At 60.1% G+C, this 20776-nt stretch carries 13 protein-coding genes; 11 read left to right on the plus strand and 2 right to left on the minus strand.

Features of this window, described 5'->3' with window-relative positions; all coding sequences use genetic code 11:
• Positions 1 to 439 precede the first annotated feature (439 nt).
• From AABB92_RS17120 to AABB92_RS17130, 3 genes are all read left to right on the plus strand, one after another.
• Positions 440 to 2518 carry a putative bifunctional diguanylate cyclase/phosphodiesterase gene (locus AABB92_RS17120; RefSeq protein WP_046289246.1) on the plus strand — a complete coding sequence of 693 codons (2079 nt, stop codon included), beginning with the start codon at positions 440 to 442 and terminating at the stop codon, positions 2516 to 2518.
• A gap of 151 nt (positions 2519 to 2669) precedes the next feature.
• Positions 2670 to 4805 carry a putative bifunctional diguanylate cyclase/phosphodiesterase gene (locus tag AABB92_RS17125; RefSeq protein WP_046289245.1) on the plus strand — a complete coding sequence of 712 codons (2136 nt, stop codon included), beginning with the start codon at positions 2670 to 2672 and terminating at the stop codon, positions 4803 to 4805.
• Between the two features lie 89 nt (positions 4806 to 4894).
• Entirely contained in the window at positions 4895 to 6307 is a 1413-nt protein-coding gene (locus AABB92_RS17130; protein ID WP_031377794.1) for an aminotransferase-like domain-containing protein, read from the plus strand.
• Here the strand turns inward: AABB92_RS17130 and AABB92_RS17135 are convergent.
• Positions 6286 to 6768: a YlaC family protein gene (locus tag AABB92_RS17135; protein ID WP_031377795.1), complete on the minus strand. Its 483-nt coding sequence runs from the start codon at positions 6766 to 6768 to the stop codon at positions 6286 to 6288. The two genes, AABB92_RS17130 and AABB92_RS17135, sit on opposite strands and share 22 nt — an antisense overlap.
• Positions 6769 to 7072: 304 nt before the next feature.
• Between AABB92_RS17135 and AABB92_RS17140 the strand changes: the two genes are divergently transcribed.
• The 6 genes from AABB92_RS17140 (at position 7073) to AABB92_RS17165 (ending at position 15770) form a co-directional block, all read left to right on the plus strand.
• Positions 7073 to 7675 carry a cupin domain-containing protein gene (locus AABB92_RS17140; RefSeq protein ID WP_031377796.1) on the plus strand — a complete coding sequence of 201 codons (603 nt, stop codon included), beginning with the start codon at positions 7073 to 7075 and terminating at the stop codon, positions 7673 to 7675.
• Positions 7676 to 7813: 138 nt separating this feature from the next.
• Positions 7814 to 8881: an ABC transporter ATP-binding protein gene (locus tag AABB92_RS17145; RefSeq protein WP_046289244.1), complete on the plus strand. Its 1068-nt coding sequence runs from the start codon at positions 7814 to 7816 to the stop codon at positions 8879 to 8881.
• Between the two features lie 15 nt (positions 8882 to 8896).
• Complete coding sequence (locus AABB92_RS17150; protein ID WP_031377918.1) at positions 8897 to 9898, plus strand: ABC transporter substrate-binding protein; 1002 nt, start codon at positions 8897 to 8899, stop codon at positions 9896 to 9898.
• A 2-nt stretch (positions 9899 to 9900) separates the two neighbouring features.
• The gene (locus AABB92_RS17155; RefSeq protein ID WP_046289243.1) at positions 9901 to 11640 is read left to right on the plus strand and encodes an ABC transporter permease; all 1740 of its coding nucleotides are present in this window, start codon (positions 9901 to 9903) and stop codon (positions 11638 to 11640) included.
• The gene (locus AABB92_RS17160) at positions 11628 to 12716 is read left to right on the plus strand and encodes an MBL fold metallo-hydrolase (protein ID WP_046289242.1); all 1089 of its coding nucleotides are present in this window, start codon (positions 11628 to 11630) and stop codon (positions 12714 to 12716) included. The genes AABB92_RS17155 and AABB92_RS17160 overlap by 13 nt, the downstream gene beginning before the upstream one ends.
• Before the next feature lie 204 nt (positions 12717 to 12920).
• Positions 12921 to 15770: a bifunctional diguanylate cyclase/phosphodiesterase gene (locus AABB92_RS17165; RefSeq protein WP_031377066.1), complete on the plus strand. Its 2850-nt coding sequence runs from the start codon at positions 12921 to 12923 to the stop codon at positions 15768 to 15770.
• Here the strand turns inward: AABB92_RS17165 and AABB92_RS17170 are convergent.
• Positions 15767 to 16831: a LacI family DNA-binding transcriptional regulator gene (locus AABB92_RS17170; RefSeq protein WP_031377067.1), complete on the minus strand. Its 1065-nt coding sequence runs from the start codon at positions 16829 to 16831 to the stop codon at positions 15767 to 15769. The genes AABB92_RS17165 and AABB92_RS17170 overlap by 4 nt on opposite strands.
• A gap of 223 nt (positions 16832 to 17054) precedes the next feature.
• On the opposite strand from AABB92_RS17170, the gene AABB92_RS17175 reads away from it, so the two are divergent.
• Both AABB92_RS17175 and AABB92_RS17180 read left to right on the plus strand, forming a co-directional pair.
• Positions 17055 to 18365: an MFS transporter gene (locus AABB92_RS17175; RefSeq protein ID WP_031377068.1), complete on the plus strand. Its 1311-nt coding sequence runs from the start codon at positions 17055 to 17057 to the stop codon at positions 18363 to 18365.
• Between the two features lie 10 nt (positions 18366 to 18375).
• A complete protein-coding gene (locus AABB92_RS17180) occupies positions 18376 to 20739 on the plus strand; it encodes a glycoside hydrolase family 31 protein (RefSeq protein WP_031377069.1) in 2364 nt (787 codons plus the stop codon).
• Positions 20740 to 20776: the final 37 nt, after the last annotated feature.

The raw sequence follows: 20776 nt of genomic DNA on the forward strand, positions 1-20776 counted from the left end.
GATGTAAGTAATGCCGGAGTCCTGAGAAATATCCTGGACTTAAGCTAAATGATTTATATCAGTTTTATTTACTATAGAACAGTTAAAGCGTCACGCTAATTACGCCCGGCTATTTTTCATTAATCAAATTGCCTGAAGCGCCGATAACCCAGTAACGGCAAGGCATTACAGGGAGACAGGAAAGCGAAAATCATAATTTTCTTCCCCTCTATCGTCCTTTCTGCTTCGGTGATATGTTCTTGCACCAATCAGACAAAATAACGTTTTACTGCTCAGCAGCGGCCAGCGATAAAAGTCACCCTGCACAGATAGCGGGTTGCCAGGACGGCAGGACAACATCAACCCTGGCGCTAAATAACTTTCACCCGCGGGTGTTTTCAGAGTGTTTTTTCAGGCTTTACACAGCGCCCGTTCACCGGCGGGTGGTGAGGAGTTACACATGCTACTGGTCTCGTGGGATAGCGTTCTGGTCTGCGTTTCGCTGATCGTCGCGTTTATTGCCTCTTTCACTGCGCTGGACACGGCGGGGCGGGTGGCGGTTTCCCGTGGCTGGATCGCCCGGCTCTGGCTGCTGGTGAGCGGTACCGCGATGGGCATTGGCGTCTGGGCGATGCACTTCATTGGCATGCTGGCGATGATGATGCCGATGACCCTGCGTTACGACGTCCGGCTGACTATTGTCTCGCTGCTGGTGGCGATTCTGGCGTCGATGCTGGCGTTTGGTCAGACGGTCGGTGGCGCCGACCTGACCCGGCGTCGTCTGCTGCGCGGCAGCCTGATCCTCGGCGCGGGCGTGGTGGTGATGCACTACCTGGGCATGTATGCGTTGCTGATCTCGCCGCAGCCTGAGTGGAACCGGCCGCTGGTGGCGCTGTCGATGCTGATTGCCTTTGTCGCGTCAGGCGTCGCGCTGTGGCTGGCGTTTCATCTGCGCCAGGGAGAATACAACCTGCTGATTATGCGCGGGCTGGCGTCGCTGGTGATGGGGATTGCCATCGCCGGGATGCACTATGTCGGCATGGCCGCGGCGGAGTTCAGCCACGTCAGCGCAATGCAGCATAACGGAGTCAGCACTCAGGGGCTGGCGGTGTGGGTCACCATTATTACGCTCATCATTCTTGGCGTCACCCTGCTGAGTTCCATGCTGGATGCACAACTGCGCGCCGCGCGGCTGACCGCCAGGCTCAACCGGGCCAATCAGGAGCTGCGCCAGCTGGCGATGCATGACAACCTGACGGCGCTGCCCAACCGGGTGATGCTGGAGCAGCAGCTGGATCTGGCGATCAAGCAGGCCACGCTGACTGACAGCCGCTTTGCGGTGATGTACATGGATCTCGACGGCTTCAAGGCGGTCAACGATACCTGGGGACATCACGTCGGCGATCGGTTGCTGATTGCCGTGGCGGAACGGCTGCGCAATCAGCTCAGCGAGGCGATACTGCTGGTACGCCTCGGCGGCGACGAGTTTGTGCTGATGGCCGAGGGTTACGATATCAGCGCCGCCAGCCAGCTGGCGCAACAGCTGGTGCGGGTGATTGATGTCGCCTTTGAACTTGATCGCTACTCGCTGCACGTGTCGCTCAGCGCCGGCATTGCTATCTTCCCGCTGCATGGCCGAAACAGGCAGGAGCTGCTGTTGAATGCCGACTCGGCGATGTACCACACCAAACATAACGGGCGCAACGGCTGGTGCCTGTTTGAACCGGCGATGAGTGCCGCAACCCAGCATCAGCTTGAGCTGGCGAACGATCTGTGGAAAGCGATCGAACGCCAGGAGATGCGGCTGTTCTATCAGCCTAAATTTCGCTCCAGCGGCCGCCTGCTGATGGGCTTTGAAGCGCTGCTGCGCTGGCAGCATCCGGTGCGCGGCTTGCTGATGCCGGACCTGTTTTTGCCGCGGGCGGAAAAGACCGGCCAGATTGTTGCGCTCGGTAACTGGGTGATTAATGAAGCCTGTCGCCAGCTGAAGATCTGGCATAATCAGGGACACAGCGACTGGACCGTCTCGGTGAATCTGTCAGCCTTACAGTTTCATCAGCGCGATCTGCTGACGACCCTCAGCCAAACGCTGGCGCGCCATCAGCTGCCGGCGGGCGCGCTGATGCTGGAAATTACCGAGGCCATCGCCATGCGCGATCCGCTCTTCAGCCAGCAGCGTATTGGTGAGTTGCAGCAGGCTGGCGTCAGTGTGGCGATCGATAACTTTGGTATCGGCTACGCTAATCTGCTGCATCTGAAACATCTGGATGCCAGTGAGCTGAAAATTGACCGCAGCTTTATCAACTGTCTGCGACCCGACAGCGAGGATGCCACGGTAGTGACCGCGATGCTGACGCTGGCTCAGAGCCTGAATCTGCGGATGGTGGCAGAAGGGGTCGAGACGGAGGAACAGCAGCGGTTGCTGACCGGCCTCGGTTTTGACGCGCTGCAGGGATATTTGCTGGGCAGGCCGACGCCAGCCGATCGGGTCGGCGAATTCAGCCTGCCGACGCCGGTGCCCCAGCTGACCGGCGTCTGACGATAGGTTTTAACGCTTGAACACATTGGAAACATGTATCGTGACAGGTTAATTATCCCGCAGATATTGCCGATAACCTGTACAACAAGACAATCCCTGATCCTTACTCACACCACCCAGCTGCTGGCACGGCTTTTCTCGGGAATGCACTATGTTAGTGACCTCATACGACTCTTTTATCGTCATCGTTTCGATTCTTGTTGCGATGCTGGCTTCGTTTACCGCGTTAGATATGGCGGGACGGGTGGTGCATTCAACCGGCAAGGTGGCGCTGGTGTGGCTGTTCGGCGGCGGTTTTGCCATGGGGATCGGCATCTGGGCGATGCATTTCATCGGCATGCTGTCGATGAACATGGAAATGGTGATGAGCTACAACGCCGGACTCACCGCGTTTTCAGCCGGTATCGCGGTCTGCGCCTCCATCTTTGCGCTGTGGCTGGTGTGCAACGGCGATTTGCCGTTACGGCGGCTGGCGGGTGGCGCGCTGATCCTCGGCAGCGGCGTGGTCGCCATGCACTATACCGGCATGGCTGCGTTGATGTTCTCACCGGGTATCGTCTGGAACTGGCGCTGGATCGCCGTGTCGGTGATCATCGCGCTGGCGGCTTCCGGCGCGGCGCTGTGGCTGGCTTTTAACCTGCGCGAAGGCCAGACCGGCCGGGTGACGCTGTTGCGTATCGGTGCCTCGGTGGTGATGGGCGCGGCTATCGCCGGCATGCACTACACCGGCATGATGGCGGCAGAGTTTCCGCTGCACAGCCACCCGACCACCCACGGCGTCAACAGCAACTGGCTGGCGATTCTGGTCACGGTGGTTACCATCTCAATCCTCGGCATCACGCTGCTGGTGTCCATGCTGGATGCCCGCATGCAGGCGCGCACCTCGATTCTGGCCAGTTCGCTGGCCGAGGCGAACCGTGAACTGGCCCAACTGGCGCTGCACGATAACCTGACGCGCCTGCCGAACCGCATTCTGCTGGAGGACCGGCTGGAGCAGGCGATCAACAAGGCGAACCGGGAGCAGACCCAGTTTGCGCTGATGTTCATGGATCTGGATGGCTTTAAGGCGGTTAACGACGCCTTTGGTCACCATATTGGCGACAATCTGCTGATTGGCGTCACCGAGCGGATGAGCCAGCAAATGACCGGCTACTACACGCTGGCGCGGCTGGGCGGCGATGAGTTTGTGCTGCTGATTGAGATTGACGATCCTAATGATGCGGCTGCGGTCGCCGATAAGCTGGTGAAAGCGGTCGATCGTCCGTTTGATATTTCGCGTTATGAACTGGTGGTGTCGCTCAGTATCGGGATTGCGGTCTATCCGGGCGATGGCGAGGATGAGCGTGAACTGATGTTCAACGCCGATGCAGCGATGTACCACACCAAAAACAACGGACGTAACGGCTACACCTTTTTCCAGCCGTCGATGAACCTGCTGGCGCAGAGCCAGCTACAGCTCAATAACGATCTCTGGCAGGCGCTGGATAACAACGAGCTGCGCCTGTTCTATCAACCTAAATATTGTGCGCCACGCGGGCCGATCCTCGGTTTTGAGGCACTGCTGCGCTGGCAGCATCCGCAGCGCGGTCTGCTGACGCCGGACCAGTTTTTACCGATGGCGGAGAAAACCGGGATGATCGTCGGCATCGGCAACTGGGTGATCAACGAAGCCTGCCGCCAGCTGCGACAGTGGCACCTGCAGGGCCATCCGCACTGGTCGGTGGCGGTGAATCTCTCGGCGCTGCAGTTTGAACAAAATAACCTGGTAGAGACCGTCACCCGGGCGCTGGCGCAGCATGAGATCCCACCCGAGCTGCTGACGCTGGAGGTGACCGAAACCACCGCGATGCGCGATCCAGATGAGAGCGTTCGTATCCTGACCGAGCTGACTAAGCTTGGCGTGAAAGCCTCGATTGATGATTTTGGCACCGGCTATTCCAGCCTGCTTTATCTGAAACGTTTACCGGCCAGCGAGCTGAAGATCGATCGGGCATTCGTCAATGAACTGCAGCATCACAGCGAAGATGCCACCATCGTCTCGGCGATAGTGGCGCTGGCGCAGTCGCTGCAGCTCAAAGTGGTGGCCGAAGGGGTGGAAACGCCTGAGCAGCAGGCTTTTCTGACCAGCCTCGGTTGTAACACCCTGCAGGGCTATCTGCTGGGTAAACCGATCCCGCCTGACCGGGTCAACGAACTGGCCAATTTTGTCGGCGATGAAAAAGTGGACATCAGCGCGGCGCTGAAGCCTGGTGAACCGCCGTTAGCGGCACAGGTTGCGCCAGCCTGACCCCTGCTGGCAAGATAAGTGGCAAGCCCGGCCTGTCATTAGCCGTCGTGCATGGTAAAGTCTCGCGGGTGAAAAAGGAGAGGCGACCCGTGGCGAAATACCAGCGATTGATGGATGAAATTCAGCAGCAGATAGAGGCAGGCATCTGGTTGCCGGGTACCCGTTTACCCTCGTTGCGCCAGCAGGTTGCGCAGCAGGGGCTTAGCCTGATGACGGTGCTGCACGCCTACGAGCTGCTGGAGAGTCAGGGCTGGATCGTCTCCCGGCCGCAGTCTGGCTACTACGTCGCGCCGCGTGCCTTAGCACCGGCACCGCTCAGCGTCACCATCAGCGAGCAGGTCGATATCAACGACTTTGTGTTTGATGTGCTGCAGGCGACCCGCGATCCGGCCATCGTTCCCTTTGGTTCCGCCTTTCCCGATCCCGCACTGTTTCCGCAACGCCAGTTGATGCGCTCGCTGGCAAACGTCTCCCATCAGCTGACGCCAACCGATGCGCTGCACAATTTGCCGCCCGGCAACGCCACTCTGCGGCAGCTGCTGGCGCAACGCTATGCGCGACAGGGCATTACCCTGTCGCCGGATGAGATCGTCATTACCAGCGGCGCGCTGGAGGCGCTTAATCTCAGCCTGCAGTCGTTAACCGAGCCGGGCGATTATGTGGTGATTGAGCAGCCGAGCTTTTATGGCGCATTACAGGCGATTGAGCGGCTGAAGCTCAAGGCGCTGGCGATTCCGGTTGATGCCCAGAACGGTATCGATCTGGTGCAGCTGGAAGAGGCGCTTCAGCGCTGGCCGGTCAAAGCGTGCTGGCTGATGACAACGCTACACAACCCGTTGGGCGTCACCTTATCAGCCGAGCGTAAGCAGCAGCTGGTGGCACTGCTGGCGCGTTACCAGGTGCCGATGATTGAGGATGATGTTTATGCTGAACTCTGGTCAGGCGACACGCCACCGCTGCCCGCTAAAGCCTGGGATCGGCAGGGTCACGTGCTGCACTGTGGCTCGTTCTCAAAGTCGCTGGTGGCCGGATTCCGCGTTGGCTGGGTAGCGGCCGGCCAGCATGCGCAGCGTATTCAGCGTCTGCAACTGATGAGCACCCTGTCAACCAGCGCGCCGATGCAGCTGGCGCTGGCCGATTTTCTCGCCACCCGACGTTACGACACCCACCTGAAGCGGCTGCGACAGATTCTGGCGAAGCGCCAGCAGATGGTGCGTCAGGCATTGCTGAAAGTGCTGCCGCCGCAGGCGACGCTGAGCGAAGCGCGCGGTGGCTATTTCCTGTGGGTAACGCTGCCGGACAACATCAACACCACGCAGTTGTATCAGCAGGCGCTGGCACAGGGGATCAGTATTGCACCGGGGCAGTTATTTTCGGCGGGGGAGCAGTTCAGTCACTGCTTTCGACTCAATACCGCTTGGCCGTGGGATACGCGGGCCGAGGCGGCAATTGAAACGCTGGGTAAGCTGATGGCGCAGGGTCAGACGCGCGCCGCTTCCTGATGTCCCCAGGTCAGGTAGTAGACATCATAAAAATCGACTTCGCCTTTTTGCGTCAGCAGGCGCTGGATACCGCTTTTAACCCGCTCTGGCGTCTCCGGCAGCGACAGGATACGTGACACCGCCTGCTCGGGAACCGGCTGGACGTAATACCATTCGCCGTTGTAGCAGACGCGCAGATCGAGCGCATCAATATCTTCGAAACGGTATTTAGGGTTGATATCCAGCAGCATTAAAAAGCTCATCACCAGCACGAACGCGGTGGCAAACCAGAAGGCTGGCCAGCCGAGCATTTCAGTCGTGAAGATCAGCGCGACGCACAGACCGTAGCACAGGTACATCACCGCCCACAGGCCGGGATGGTTTTTCAGAAATGAGAGGCTAAAGCGCGGCCGATTGTCGCGACGTTCTTCGCGGTTGAGCGTGGCGATCTCGTCGATCAGGATTTGTTTAATGGCTTCCATTTTTTTACCTCACTGTCATCTGTTAGCGATTAGAACAGATAACAGTCAAGAATATCAGAAACAGATTTGTGCACTTTTTATATAACAGTTGCCCTCATCACTGCGCCCGCCGCCTGACATTTTGCAACAATTTCGTGCAGTGATAACCACCATCCTCAACCGCTGCGCTATGGCGTCGCAACATTGTTAACGACACATTTGGCTTTAGTTAGCAATATCAGTTAATTATGTTAATTGTGCTGGCTGGCGCACATTGCATTGTGGCCGGGCTTTGCCACACTTAGAAAAAAACCGGAGAACCTGTATGACTGTTCAATCCTCCAGTCTGATGTTGCTGATGTCGTTCGCCGCGGGCACCTTCTCTGCCGGGGCTTCTGACAATCCCCAGCACCTGATGCTCGCCAGCCCGTCGGGCGGCGTGCCAAATAACCCGTTACCCCTGATTATCTGGCCGCGCGTGGCGCCGGATGAAGAAGAGGATATCGCTGCGTGGTTTGAAACCACCTTCGGACAACACGGCTGGCCGCCAGCCTGGCGCTATCCGATCTTTCCCTATACCCATTATCACCCGAATACCCACGAACTGCTGGGTGTGGCGGCGGGCTGGGCGGAAGTGCTGTTTGGCGGCGACAGCGGCCGGATGGTGACGCTGCGCGCCGGTGATGCGGTACTGATCCCGGCGGGCGTCGGCCACAGGCAGGTCAGCGCCAGCGAAGATTTTCTGGTCGTCGGCGCTTATCCGCAGGGCATGTCACCGGAAACGCTACGTGACGAACCCGCTAAGCTGAAAACGTCGCAGGCGCAGGTCAAAAACGTTCCGCTGCCGCATCAGGACCCGTTTACCGGCAAAGAGGGTGCCATGACCGATATCTGGCAGCCGATTGCCGCGCTGACCGCACAGCAATAAGCCAGAAACGGCTGCGAGTGCCTGCCAGGGCGTAGCCGCCCGATCGGCTGTCGCCACTCTGAAGCCAGGCTGTCACCGGGCTGTCATCAAACTGTCGTAGCGTTTTGCCCACAACGTTAACGGCAGGGGCAGAATGAGATGGCGGCAATTTCGTTAACCGGACTGCACAAAGCATTCGGGGCGCAGCCGGTACTGGACGCGATTTCGTTACAGATTCACCAGGGCGAGTTTGTTGCCGTTCTGGGACCGTCGGGCTGTGGCAAAACCACGCTGCTGCGGCTGCTGGCGGGTTTTGAAACCCTCGACAGCGGTGAAATCAGCATCGGTGAGCGGCGGGTCGCGGCTGACGGACTGCATCTGCCACCGGAAGCGCGCAATCTCGGCGTGGTGTTTCAGAACTACGCTTTATGGCCGCACATGACGGTGGCGGAAAACGTCGCCTACAGCCTGAAGGTCAACGGCGTGGCACGCGCCGAACGCGAGTTGCGCACCACTCAGGCGCTGACGCTGGTCGGGCTGGAGCGCTTCGCTGCTCGCCGGCCGGCCGATCTATCTGGCGGCCAGCGTCAGCGCGTGGCACTGGCCCGCTGCCTGGTCGCGCGGCCTACGCTGGTGCTGCTGGATGAGCCGCTGGCCAATCTGGATGTCCACCTGCGCGCCACCATGGAAGAGGAGTTCCGCCGCTTCCATCGTCACAGTGGCGCCACCTTACTCTATATCACCCACGATCAACGCGAAGCGATGGCCTTAGCCGATCGCATCGTGGTGCTCGATCACGGCAAAGTGATGCAGTTCGCCACGCCGCAGACCCTGTGGCGCGAACCGGCTAACGAGATGGTCGCCACCTTTATTGATGAAGGACGGGTACTGCCGGTCAGCGATATTGAACCGCTCGATCCAGGCAAGGCGACCGCCACGCTGTGCGGGCTGCGGGTATTGCTGCGCTGCTCGCCTCAGCAGCGTCCGCTACCGCACGGCAAAGCCAGCTTCCACAACGTCAGTTTCCGCCTGGCGGATAGCGATGAACGTCAGTTTGCCGCCCGCGTCGAGCGGATTATCTTCCGCGGCGGCTATCATCAACTCAATCTGCGCCCACTCAATCAACCGGATGTCAGCCTGTCGCTGACGCTTAACGATGCTGCATTACTGGCGGTGGATGACACCGTCGGCGTCGCCGTCGATGACGGCTGGATTCTTCCTGCATAAAGGGTTTCAGACACCATGAAAAGGGCTTTTCGCACCTCGTTTCACGCGCTGTTGTTGTTATCGGGCCTCACGGCCTCCTCTCTGTCGCTGGCGGCGGACGCGTCCGGCGGCAAGCTGGTGATCTACACCTCTCAGGCACCTGAAATTGCGCAACAGACCATCGACGCGTTTAAGGCCGCTTACCCGACAGTGGAGGTGGAGTGGACCCGCAACGGCACCACCCAGCTGATGAACGTGTTGCACACCGAGATGATGAGCGGCCAGGTCAAACCTGATGTGCTGCTGGTGGCCGACGCGATCAATCTTGGCGCGCTCAAGAAAGAGGGCCAGCTTTATGCCTGGCAGGATGCGCCGGTCAGCCAGCTTAATCCCGCCTATTACGATGCGGATAAAACCTTCTTTGGCACCAAGATTATCGCCACGGTAATCGCTTATAACACCCAGCGCGCCAAACCGGTCACCAGCTGGAAAGCGCTGGCAGTGGCGGAAAACAAAGGCCAGATTGCGGTGCCGAGTCCGCTCTACTCCGGCGCGGCGCTGTACAAGCTGCACACTGACATCAACACGCCGTCCATTGGCTGGGAATTCTATCAGCAGCTGGCCGCCATCGGCATCGCGCCGCAGGGCGGCAACGGACCGGCGCTGAAGGCGGTCGCCAGCGGCATGGATAAGTATGGTGTGATCACCGACGCCGATATTATCCGCGCCAGAAAACAGGGCTCGCCGATCGATCTGGTCTATCCGCAGGAGGGCGTTTCCTACGTCACCGAACCGGTGGCGATCATGAAGTCAGTGCATAACCTGCCAGCCGCCAAAGCGTTTGTTACCTTTATGCTGTCGGAAGCGGGTCAGCAGCTGGTGGCGAAGCAGGGCAACCGGCCGATCGATTCGCGCGTGGCGGCTCCTGAAGGTTTTGCGCCAATTGATCAGATCAAACTGCTGACGCCGGACGTGGCGAAAGCGGTGGCCGATGACGCTGCGGTACGCGAAACCTTTACCGAACTGTTTGGTGGCTGACGATGAGCGTGCTGGGCAATGAATGGCGTAGCAGCCTGGCCGCCAGGCGCGGCAGATGGCGGGCGGAACCGCTGGTACTGGCACTGCTGGTGCTGGCGATCGGCCTGCTGTCGGTGGCGCCGTTTGCCCGGCTGATCGTCACCGCGCTGGCACCCGATGGCGTGGTGGACAGCCATCGCCTGCTGAGATTGCTGGTCAGCCAGCGCGTGCTCAGCGCCACGCTGAATACGCTGGCGATCGGCATCAGCGCAACCCTGCTGGCGCTGCTGCTGGGAACGGTGGCGGCGTGGCTGGTGGCGCTGACCGATCTGCGCGCCAAAGCGGCCTGGGTATTCGCCTTTATCCTGCCGCTGATGATCCCGCCGCAGGTGACCGCGCTGGCCTGGATACAGGCGCTGGCACCGGGAAGCTGGCTGGCCGCGCTGGTCAGCGCGCTGGGGGGAACCTGGCTGGCTGCTGGCGAACAGCCGCTCTATTCGGCAACCGGCATGGTGCTGCTGCTGGGCCTGCACAATGCGCCGCTGGTGTTTCTGACGGTGCGTGCCGGGCTGCGCCGTTTGCCCGCTGAGCTGGTGGAGGCGGCGCGCATCAACGGTGCATCGCCCTGGCAAATTCTGTTCACGGTGATCCTGCCGCTGGCACGACCCGCAATCTTCGCCGGGGCGGCGCTGGCGTTTGTCGCCGCCGTTGGTAACTTCGGCATTCAGGCGATGCTGGGGATTCCGGCGCGGGTGCCGACGCTGATTACGCTGGTTTATCAGCAACTCAATACGCTCGGGCCGGGGGCGCTGCCCAATACGGCGGTCTATTCGATGCTGATTGCGCTGATTACGCTTGCCGGCATGCTGATCAGCAACTGGCTTGGCGGACGGCGTGACGTGCGGGTCAGCGGCTCGCCGCGTCCCTGGCACCAGCCGCTGCGGCGCGCCCGGCTGCCGGGTGAAATCCTTGCCTGGCTGTGGATGGTGATCACTCTGCTGCTGCCGCTCAGCGCCTTGCTGGTCACCGCCTTAACCCGCGGTTTTGGTCAGGCGCTGAATTGGCAAACCCTGACGCTGGAGAATTTTCAGCAGGCGCTGTGGGGCTATCCGGCGATCCGCCAGGCGTTCGTGACCAGCCTGTGGCTCACCGGTCTCAGCGCGATAGTGCTCAGCGTTATGGCGCTGTTTCTGGCGTTCTTTCTCAGCTGGCGTCGCAGCCGACTGGTGCGCGGGCTGGGGTTCGCCAGTGAGCTGACCTATGCACTGCCCGGCATTGTCACTGGCGTGGCGGCGATGCTGTTTTTCCTGCGGCCGCTGCCGCTGCTGGGGGTTTCCCTCTACGGCACGGTGTGGATCATTCTCGCGGCCTATCTGGCCAATTTCCTGGCGCTGGTGCTCAGGCCGACGCTGGCCGGATTCGCGCAAATCGAACCCTCACTGGATGAGGCGGCGCGCCTGTGCGGGGCGGGGCTGATGCGGCGGATGACTGATATTCTGTTGCCGCTGGCGGCACCCTCGGTGCTGGCTGGTGCGCTGCTGGTGTTCCTCACTGCGCTGAATGAAATACAGGTTTCGGTGCTGCTGGTGACTGCGCAAACCCAGACGCTTGGCCCGACCATTATCTTCCTTGATGAAGGCGGATCGGCACCGCTGGCGGCGGCGGTTGGCTGCCTGATGATTGGCGTGGTGCTGGGCTTAATGTTGCTGGCCAGCCGGCTGACGCGCCGTCTGCCGCAGGGGGTGCTGCCATGGCAAGCCTGACGGTAATCAGCGGCGTCGGCGGTAAACTGCCGGCCGCTTTCCTGCTGGAGGTCGAGGGCTACCGGCTGCTGTGGGATTTGGGCGCCGGGCCGGAGCCTGGCGTCCGGCCCGACGTCGCCGCCATCGGCCAGGTTGATGCGCTCTGCCTGACCCATTCCCACGTTGATCATGCGGCCGCGCTGGATAGCTGGGCCGGGATTGGTTCACCGCCGGTCTATGCCAGTGACATCACCTGGCAGCAGCTGGGCGAGTGCGGCGTACCGCCTGAGGCGCGACGCATCCTGCCGCTGCGTGGCCAGTGCGCGCTGGGGCCGTTGAATTTGTTTACCGGACGCAGCGGGCATTCGCCGGGATCGATCTGGTTTCATCTGCCGATAGCAGGTGGCATCACCTATATGGGCGACTGGAGCCGCGAATCGCTGCTGTTGCCGTTTGATTGCCCGCCGCGCGCCCGGCTGCTGATCACCGATGGCTCCTATGGCGACCGCACCCAACGGCTGGCGCAGCAGGTCGACGCGCTGGCGCTGGCAGCACGCTCGGGCGCGGTGGTCACGGCGCCGCTGCACGGACGCGGACCGGAGATGGCGTTGCAGCTCAGCGCGCGCGGGCTGCCGGTGGTGATGTGCCCGCAGGTGCGGGAAGAGGTGGCGCAGCTGCTGGCGCTCAACAGCCTGCCGGTTGCCGCCACGCTGGCACTGGCCAGATTGCTGCGCGTCGCCACCCCGGACTGCTGGCGACCGGACGCGGTAATCGTCGCGGCGGATGCGGTCGCCGACAGTGGCCTGGCGGCGCAGCTCAGCCAGCAAGCCGGGTTTCGCCTGATCTTCAGCAGCCACGTCTCCGCCGGAACCCGTGCCTTTGAGATGCTGCAAACCGGTACGGCACGCTGGTTGCCGTGGAACGTCCATCCACCGCTCGACGACCAGCTGACGCTGATCAGACAGACGGCCGCCCGGCAAGTGATCGCGGCGTTCGTCGCGCCGGAACAGTGTCAGCAGCTGATAAGACAAAGTCCGGCAACGCTCTGCTGGCAGCCTCATTATCCGCTCTGCTCGCGCTGGGAAAGCGTCGCCTGACGCATCGCCATTGCCGCGTCTCTCCTCTGGCTGACGCGGCGGCACGATTGAATATTTACCCGCTGCTGCCGATAAACCTCCTACTAAGTTTGGTGATTCTTCTTATTGCGCTTGTGATCCCGGCCCATTTCGGCTGTAGTCTGCGCACATTATTAAGAACATTCCTAAGCCACTATCCGGCTACACAGCAGCAGGCTAAAAACAATGGATAATAACGCTGATGTCATCTATCGCATGCTGGTACAAAGCGTGATGGATTACGCCATCACTATGCTAAAACCGGACGGCACCGTCGCCAGCTGGAACCCCGGAGGCCAGCGCACTCTGGGCTATACGGCAGACGAAATTATCGGCCGCAGCGTCATCTTGCTTTACAGCGAAGAGGATCGTCGCCGGGGCCTGCCGCAGCGCGGACTGGATCTCGCCGCCACCGCCGGACAGTATGAAACCGAAGGCTGGCGCTATCGCAAAGATGGCAGCGCGTTCTGGGCGCATGAAGTGATCAATCCGATGCGCAGCGATGCCGGTCAGCTGGTGGGATACGCCCAAATCATCCGCGACTGTACCCGGCAGCAGGAGCATCAGCGCAAAGAACGTGAGCAGGAGGCGCGCTTTCGCCTGCTGGTCGAAGGCGTCACCGATTACGCTATCTATATGCTCGATCACGACGGCAACGTAGTGAACTGGAATGCCGGTGCCCAGCGCGCCAAAGGCTACGTTGCCGAAGAGATTGTCGGCCAGCACTTCTCGCGCTTCTACAGCGCGCAGGATCGGCTCAATCATCTGCCGGCTCAGAACCTGCAAACCGCTTATCGCACCGGCCGTTTCGAAGATGAGGGCTGGCGCTATCGCAAAGATGGCAGCGCGTTCTGGGCGCACGTGGTGATCGATGCGATCCGCGACGATCAGGGCAAACTGATCGGCTACGCCAAAATCACCCGCGACTGCAGCGAGCAGCAGCGCATCCGTAACCTGCAGCGTGACCAGGAGCAGCGTTTCCGCCTGCTGGTCGAAGGCGTAACCGATTACGCTATCTATATGCTGGATATTGAGGGGCGGGTGGTGAACTGGAATGCCGGTGCCCAGCGCGCCAAAGGCTACAAGGCGGACGAGATCGTCGGCCAGCATTTCTCCCTGTTCTACAGCGCGCAGGAACGGCTGAACCGCACGCCGGAAGCCAACCTCGGTATTGCACTGAAGACCGGTCGCTTTGAAGATGAGGGCTGGCGTTACCGCAAAGATGGCAGCGCGTTCTGGGCGCATGTGGTGATCGACGCGATCCACGATGATGACGGCAAGCTGGTGGGCTTTGCTAAAATCACCCGCGATCGCACCGAACGACGTGAACAGGAGCAGCAGGTGCTGCGCGCCCGCGATCTGGCTGAGGCGCAGAGTGCGCAGAAAACCGCGTTGTCGAAGTTCCTCGACAACATCATCGCCAATATTCCCTCCTGCGTGATCGTCGAAGATGCGATCACCCGCGAGATCCTGCTGGTCAACGATCGTTCGCAGCAGCTGTTTGGCCTGTCGAAATCGCTGATCGTCAACAAACGGCCACACGAGTGTATGTCGCCCGAGCTGAGCGACTATTTCAACAACCTTGCCGATGTGGCGCTGCGCAGTGAAGGCATCCATCAGCGTGAGCAACTGCTGATGACCGCCAGCGGCGAACGCATTCTGCATACCCGCGCGACCGCGATCAATGGCCAGGATGCGCGACGTAATTACCTGATGCTGATTGTTGAAGATGTCACCGATCAGCGTGCCGCCGACGCCCGCATTCACCATATGGCGCACCATGACAATCTTACCAGCCTGCCCAACCGCATCCTGTTTCGCCAGCGTCTGAGCGAGGCGTTGCGCACCGCCAGCCAGACTGAGCGTCAGACGGCGGCACTCTGCCTCGACCTCGATAACTTCAAGAACGTCAATGACGCGCTGGGCCACCAGATTGGCGATGAGCTGTTACGCTCGGTGGCAAAACGTCTGCGTAGTACCCTGCGCGATCAGGATACGCTGGCGCGCATTGGCGGCGATGAGTTTGCCATTGTGCTGCCTTCAGTGACCAGCAGCGAGGAAGCCAGCATCGTGGCGCAGCGCCTGATCGAGGCGATTCGGCCGCCGGTTAATATTGAAGGTCATAACCTGTCGGTCGGACTGAGCGTCGGCATCGCGCTCAGCACCACCATCACCAATACGCCGGAACAGCTGCTGCGCTGCGCCGACATGGCGCTGTATGAAGCCAAACGCAATGGCCGTAATCGCTTCGAGCATTTCACCCTGGCGATGGATGACGTGGCGCGCAGCCGGCGCGTGATTGAGAATGATTTGCGCGATGCGATCAGCGGCGGGCACCTCAAGCTCTACTATCAGCCGATCACCAACGGCGACAACAAAACCATCATTGGCTATGAAGCGCTGATGCGCTGGCATCATCCGATCCGCGGGCTGATCATGCCGAACGACTTTATACCGATCGCGGAAGAGACCGGGCTGATCCACATGCTGGGGGCTTTCGCCTTGTATGAAGCCTGCCGTGAAGCATCAAGCTGGGAAGGGGTGCAGTCGGTGTCGGTTAACCTGTCACCGCTGCAGTTCAAAAACAGCTCGCTGGTCTCCGTGGTGGAAGGCGCGCTGACGGAATCGGGGCTCGACCCGGCCCGGCTGGAAGTGGAGATCACCGAGTCGGTATTGCTGGATGACTCGCTCGGCAATATCCGTACCCTGCAAAACCTCAAGGCGCTGGGGGTTCAGATTGCGCTGGATGATTTCGGCACCGGCTACTCTTCCCTGAGTTATCTGCGATCCTTCCCGTTCGATAAGATTAAAATTGATAAGTCGTTCATTAATGATATGGGTGACAGCCGCGAGGCGCTGGCGATTATCCGGGCGATTACCGGCATGAGCCGCAGCCTGGACATTCAGATCACCGCAGAAGGCGTGGAGAGCAACGAACAGTTCGCTAAGCTGCGTGATGAGGGCTGTACGCTGTTCCAGGGCTTCCTGTTCGGACGTCCGCAGCCTTCGGAGCTGCGGCTGAAAACGCTGGATTAATCATACAGGCCATGCTGCTGGACCGGCGCATGGCTGAGATTATCGCGGATGCGGCGCACCGAATCGCGCACCACCAGTTTACCATTCAGCAGCAGCGTGCCGGGCGGTGCGCCCGGATGCAGCCGCAGTTCCTGCAGCATTCTGACGGCCGCCGCGCCCAGTTCATCACGCGGCACCTGGACTGAGGTCAGCGGAATATCGTGGATGGCGGCCAGATTAAAGCCATCCATGCTCATCACCGAAATATCCTGCGGCACCCGCAGTCCGGCCTGCTCCAGCGCGCTGACCGCACCGGCCGCGATGTAGTCACCGCTGGCCAGAATCGCCGTCGGGCGCAGCGCTTCAGGGCAGTGGCGCAGATATTCACTCAGCCGTTCCGCCGCTTCATTGCTGCTGAAGCTGTTGAGGGTCAGCAGATGCTGACGGCTGTCAAAACGCAGATTCATTGCGTGCCAGGCGTCGCGCACGCCCTGCAACCGCTGCTCCATGGTGTAACGGCGCAGGCAGTGCAGCGACAGAATCTGCCGGTGTCCCTGCTCAAACAGGTAGCGCGCCGAAAATTCACCAATCAGCTGATGATGCGGCGAGACCGAAGGTAAACGCATCCGACGATCCCGGGCGTTAATCAGCACGCAGGGCTTGTTCATCTCTGCCGCCAGCTGGTGGATATGCTCATCATCAATGCCGATCAGCAGTGCGGCCTCGGTCTGCTGCATCTTATCGATAAACAGCGCCGCATCACTCTCAATCTCCTCCAGCGCGCAGTAGCGCAGCCTGACCTCATGCGGTTCCACCGCCTGACTGATGCCCTGAATCACCTTGTAGTAGAAAATGTCGCTGCGCACGTCAAACGCGCGTGGCGGCGCAAACACCATCAGATTATTCAGCAGCAGGCGACCACTGTGCAGGTTGTCCAGCACGCCCTGCTGCTGAGCAATGGCCAGCACCTTGTCACGGGTGGCGGGGCGGGTATTCGCTTTGCCCGCCAGCACCCGCGATACGGTGCTGATCGAGACGCCACTTAACGCCGCAATTTCACTCACTTTCAACCTTTGTTTCATTCTGTGATCGCCTTCAAATCTGCTGATGAAAAATTTTTCATAGCGTGCTGAATCGCGTCAGATAAGCGATTGACCACGCTTTTTGCGCTGGCGTTAGCCTGCCATGAAAAGAGTTGCAAAAAAGAGGCTGTACCCACGTTTCACACTTTTCTAACGTCGTTGCACAGACACGCGGTACGCCTGCCGGCGGTGTGAGTCATCAATGCATATCAGGAGTGGCACTATGAGCCTCGATTCAACAACCAAGCCGATCAGCGCCTCGCGCACGGTGCGCGTGATTAAAAATTTACGCTGGTGGATGCTGGGGATGTTTCTGCTGGGGGTGACGGTTAACTACATCACCCGCAACTCGCTCGGTATCCTGGCACCGGAGCTAAAAAACAGCCTCAACATGAGTACCGAACAGTATTCGTGGGTAGTGGCGGGATTCCAGCTGGCCTACACCCTGTTCCAGCCGGTCTGCGGCTGGCTGATCGATGTGATTGGCCTGAAGATGGGGTTCCTGATTTGTGCGCTGATCTGGTCGGTGACCTGTCTGCTGCATGCGGGTGCTGGCAGCTGGCTGCATCTGGCGCTGCTGCGTTTCGTGATGGGCGCGTCAGAAGCGGCCGCGACACCGGCCAATGCCAAAGCGATTGGTGACTGGTTCCCGAAACAAGAACGTCCGGTGGCCGCCGGCTGGGCAGGTGTTGGCTTCTCGGTCGGCGCGATGCTGGCCCCGCCGATCATCTACCTTGCCCACATCTCTTTTGGCTGGCAGGGCGCGTTTCTGCTGACCGGCGGGCTGGGTCTGCTGTGGGTCGGGCTGTGGTGGTGGGGCTATCACGCACCCGACCGCCATCCGCGTCTTTCCGATGAAGAGCGCGCCTTTATTAATCAGGATAACGAAGCGGTGGGTGAGAAGCTGCCGTTCTTTACCGCGTTAAAAGTGATCGGCAAAGAGAAGAAATTTTACGGTATCGCCATTCCGGCCTTCCTGGCGGAACCGGCCTGGGCGGTGCTGAGTTTCTGGGTGCCGCTCTATCTGGCGAACGAACGCGGCATGGATCTGAAACAGATTGTGATGTTCGCCTGGCTGCCGTTCCTCGCCGCCGATCTCGGCAGCGTCGCCAGCGGCTATCTGACCAAACTTTATGTGCGCTGGTTCGGCCTGACCCGGGTCAATTCAATCGTCGCCAGTTCCGTCACCGGCGCGCTGCTGATGGTCTCGCTGGCGCTGATGACGCTGGTTGACGATCCCTGGCTGGCGATTGCGCTGATTTCAGTCGGCGGCTTCGGTCACCAGGTGATCTCCTGCATGCTGAGCGCGCTGGTGGTGGAGCGCTTTGATCGCCGCCAGATGGCGACGGTTAACGGTATGCGCGGCTCCTGCGCGTGGATCGCCAGCTTTATTTTCTCGCTGATTATCGGTGTCACCGCCGATACCATCGGCTTCAATCCGCTGTTTGTGGCGATGGGCTTTTTTGACCTGATTGGCGCGGTTTTCCTGGTGATGTTGATCGCCGAACGCCGCCAGCGCCCGGTAAACCATTAAGGATATCCCGATGAAAACCCTGAAGAACTGGACACTGCATCAGCAGGCTGCGCATTTCGTTGAGCTGAAGGTGGAGGATCGTCATTTTCTGCGCATCTATGTGCTCGAAGAGGGACTGATGCGGGTGCTGCTGAAGCGCGACGGCCAGCTGGCGCTGAACCGCACCTGGAGCATTGCGCCCGGTCAGGATGTGCCGTGGCAGGGCCGCGATCGTGAAGCGCTGGACGGTTTTGCGCTGCCCGACTTTACGCTGGTGCATGATGCGCAGCAGGTACAGATCGGCACCGGACGGCTGCGGGTCACGGTACATCAGCCGCTCTGCCTGAGCTGGGAGCAGTTCGATGGTACAAACTGGCAACCGCTGGCGGCTGACCGTCATACCGGTGCCTATTTGCTGAACGTCCACGGCGACGGCGTCGAACACTATCAGCGCCGTCAGCCGCAGGATCGGGTTTATGGCCTGGGTGAAAAGAGCGGCGATCTGAATCGCGCCAACCGTCGCTTCGAGATGCGTAATCTGGATGCGATGGGCTACAACGCCGCCAGCACCGATCCGCTCTACAAACATATCCCGTTTACCCTGACGCAGCGCGACGGCGTCAGTTTCGGCCTGTTTTATGACAATCTCAGCAGCAGCTGGCTCGACCTCGGTAACGAACTGGATAACTACCATCTGCCTTATCGCCGTTATCGCGCCGAGGCTGGCGATCTTGATTACTACATGATGCTGGGGCCGACGCTGCTGGAGGTCACTAAAGCCTTTGTGCGACTGACTGGCCGCACGCTGTTTCAGCCGAAATGGAGCCTCGGCTACAGCGGTTCGACCATGCACTACACCGATGCGCCCGACGCGCAACAGCAGCTGCAATCGTTTATTCGCCTGTGCCGTGAGCATGAAATTCCCTGCGACTCGTTCCAGCTGTCGTCGGGCTATACCTCGATTAACAATAAACGTTACGTCTTCAACTGGAACTACGACAAAGTCCCTGACCCCAATGCGCTGAGCGAGGCGTTTCATCGTGCCGGCATGAAGCTGGCGGCCAATATCAAACCCTGTCTGTTGCAGGATCATCCGCGCTATCAGGAAGTGGCCGCGCAGGGGCTGTTTATTCGTGATTCCGAACAGGACCGTCCCGAGCGTTCGGTGTTCTGGGACGATGAAGGGTCGCACCTCGACTTTACCCATCCGCAGGCGGTGCGCTGGTGGCAGGAGAATGTCACCCGTCAGCTGCTGGAAAAGGGCATTGATGCCACCTGGAACGACAACAATGAGTATGAGGTGTGGGATGGTGAAGCACGCTGCCACGGCTTCGGTCAGCCGATCGCCATCAAGCATATCCGGCCGGTGATGCCGTTGCTGATGATGCGTGCCTCAATGGAAGCGCAGCAGCAGTTTGCGCCCGACAAACGGCCCTACCTGATATCGCGATCCGGCTGTGCCGGGATGCAGCGCTATGTGCAAACCTGGAGCGGCGACAACCGGACCAGCTGGCAAACCCTGCGCTACAACATCCGCATGGGGCTGGGAATGAGCCTCTCCGGACTGTACAACGTCGGCCATGACGTCGGCGGTTTTTCTGGCGACAAGCCCGATGCCGAGCTGTTTGTGCGTTGGGTACAGAACGGCGTGATGCATCCGCGCTTTACCATTCACTCCTGGAATGACGATCACACGGTCAACGAACCCTGGATGTATCCGGAGGTGACGCCGATGATCCGCGAGGCGATCCGGCTGCGCTATCGCCTGATGCCGTATCTCTATACCCTGGCGTGGCAGGCCAGTGAGCAGGATGAGCCGATGCTGCGTCCGACCTTTCTCGATCATGAACAGGACCCGCGCAGCTGGCAGGAGAATGATGACTTTATGCTGGGACGCGATCTGCTGGTCGCCAGCGTGGTTGAGCAGGGCGCGCGGCAGCGTGAAGTTTATCTGCCGCATAACGGCCAGGGCTGGTATGACTGGCACAGCGGCCAGTGGTTTGTCGGTGGTCAGCAGATCACGCTGGATGCGCCGCTCGATCGGCTGCCGTTGCTGGTTCGTGCCGGGGCGGTGATTCCGCTGGGCGAGTGTGAAAGCACCACCGATGCGCAGCGGGATACGGTCCGTCAGTGGCAGTTATGGCCGGCGCCCGCTGATGGGGTATCGCATGGAGAGGTGTTCGACGATGACGGTGAGAGTTATGGCTGGCAACAGGGAAATGCGCTGTGGCTGAACTGGACGCTGAGCAGCAGCGCCACGCGGATCGATTTGACGATTGAAAAACGCGGTGATTACCAGCCAGCATGGCGTGAAATCAGCCTGCGACTGCCCGCGGATGAAACCCGGCCGCTGTGGGTTAACGGCGAGCCAGCAGACGTTTACCGGCTGGACTAAACAGCGCAGCCGGTGGAAACACCGGCGCAGCAGAAAA

The sequence above is a fragment of the Pantoea brenneri genome, assembly GCF_038594305.1.
Classification (GTDB): Bacteria; Pseudomonadota; Gammaproteobacteria; order Enterobacterales; family Enterobacteriaceae; genus Pantoea; species Pantoea brenneri.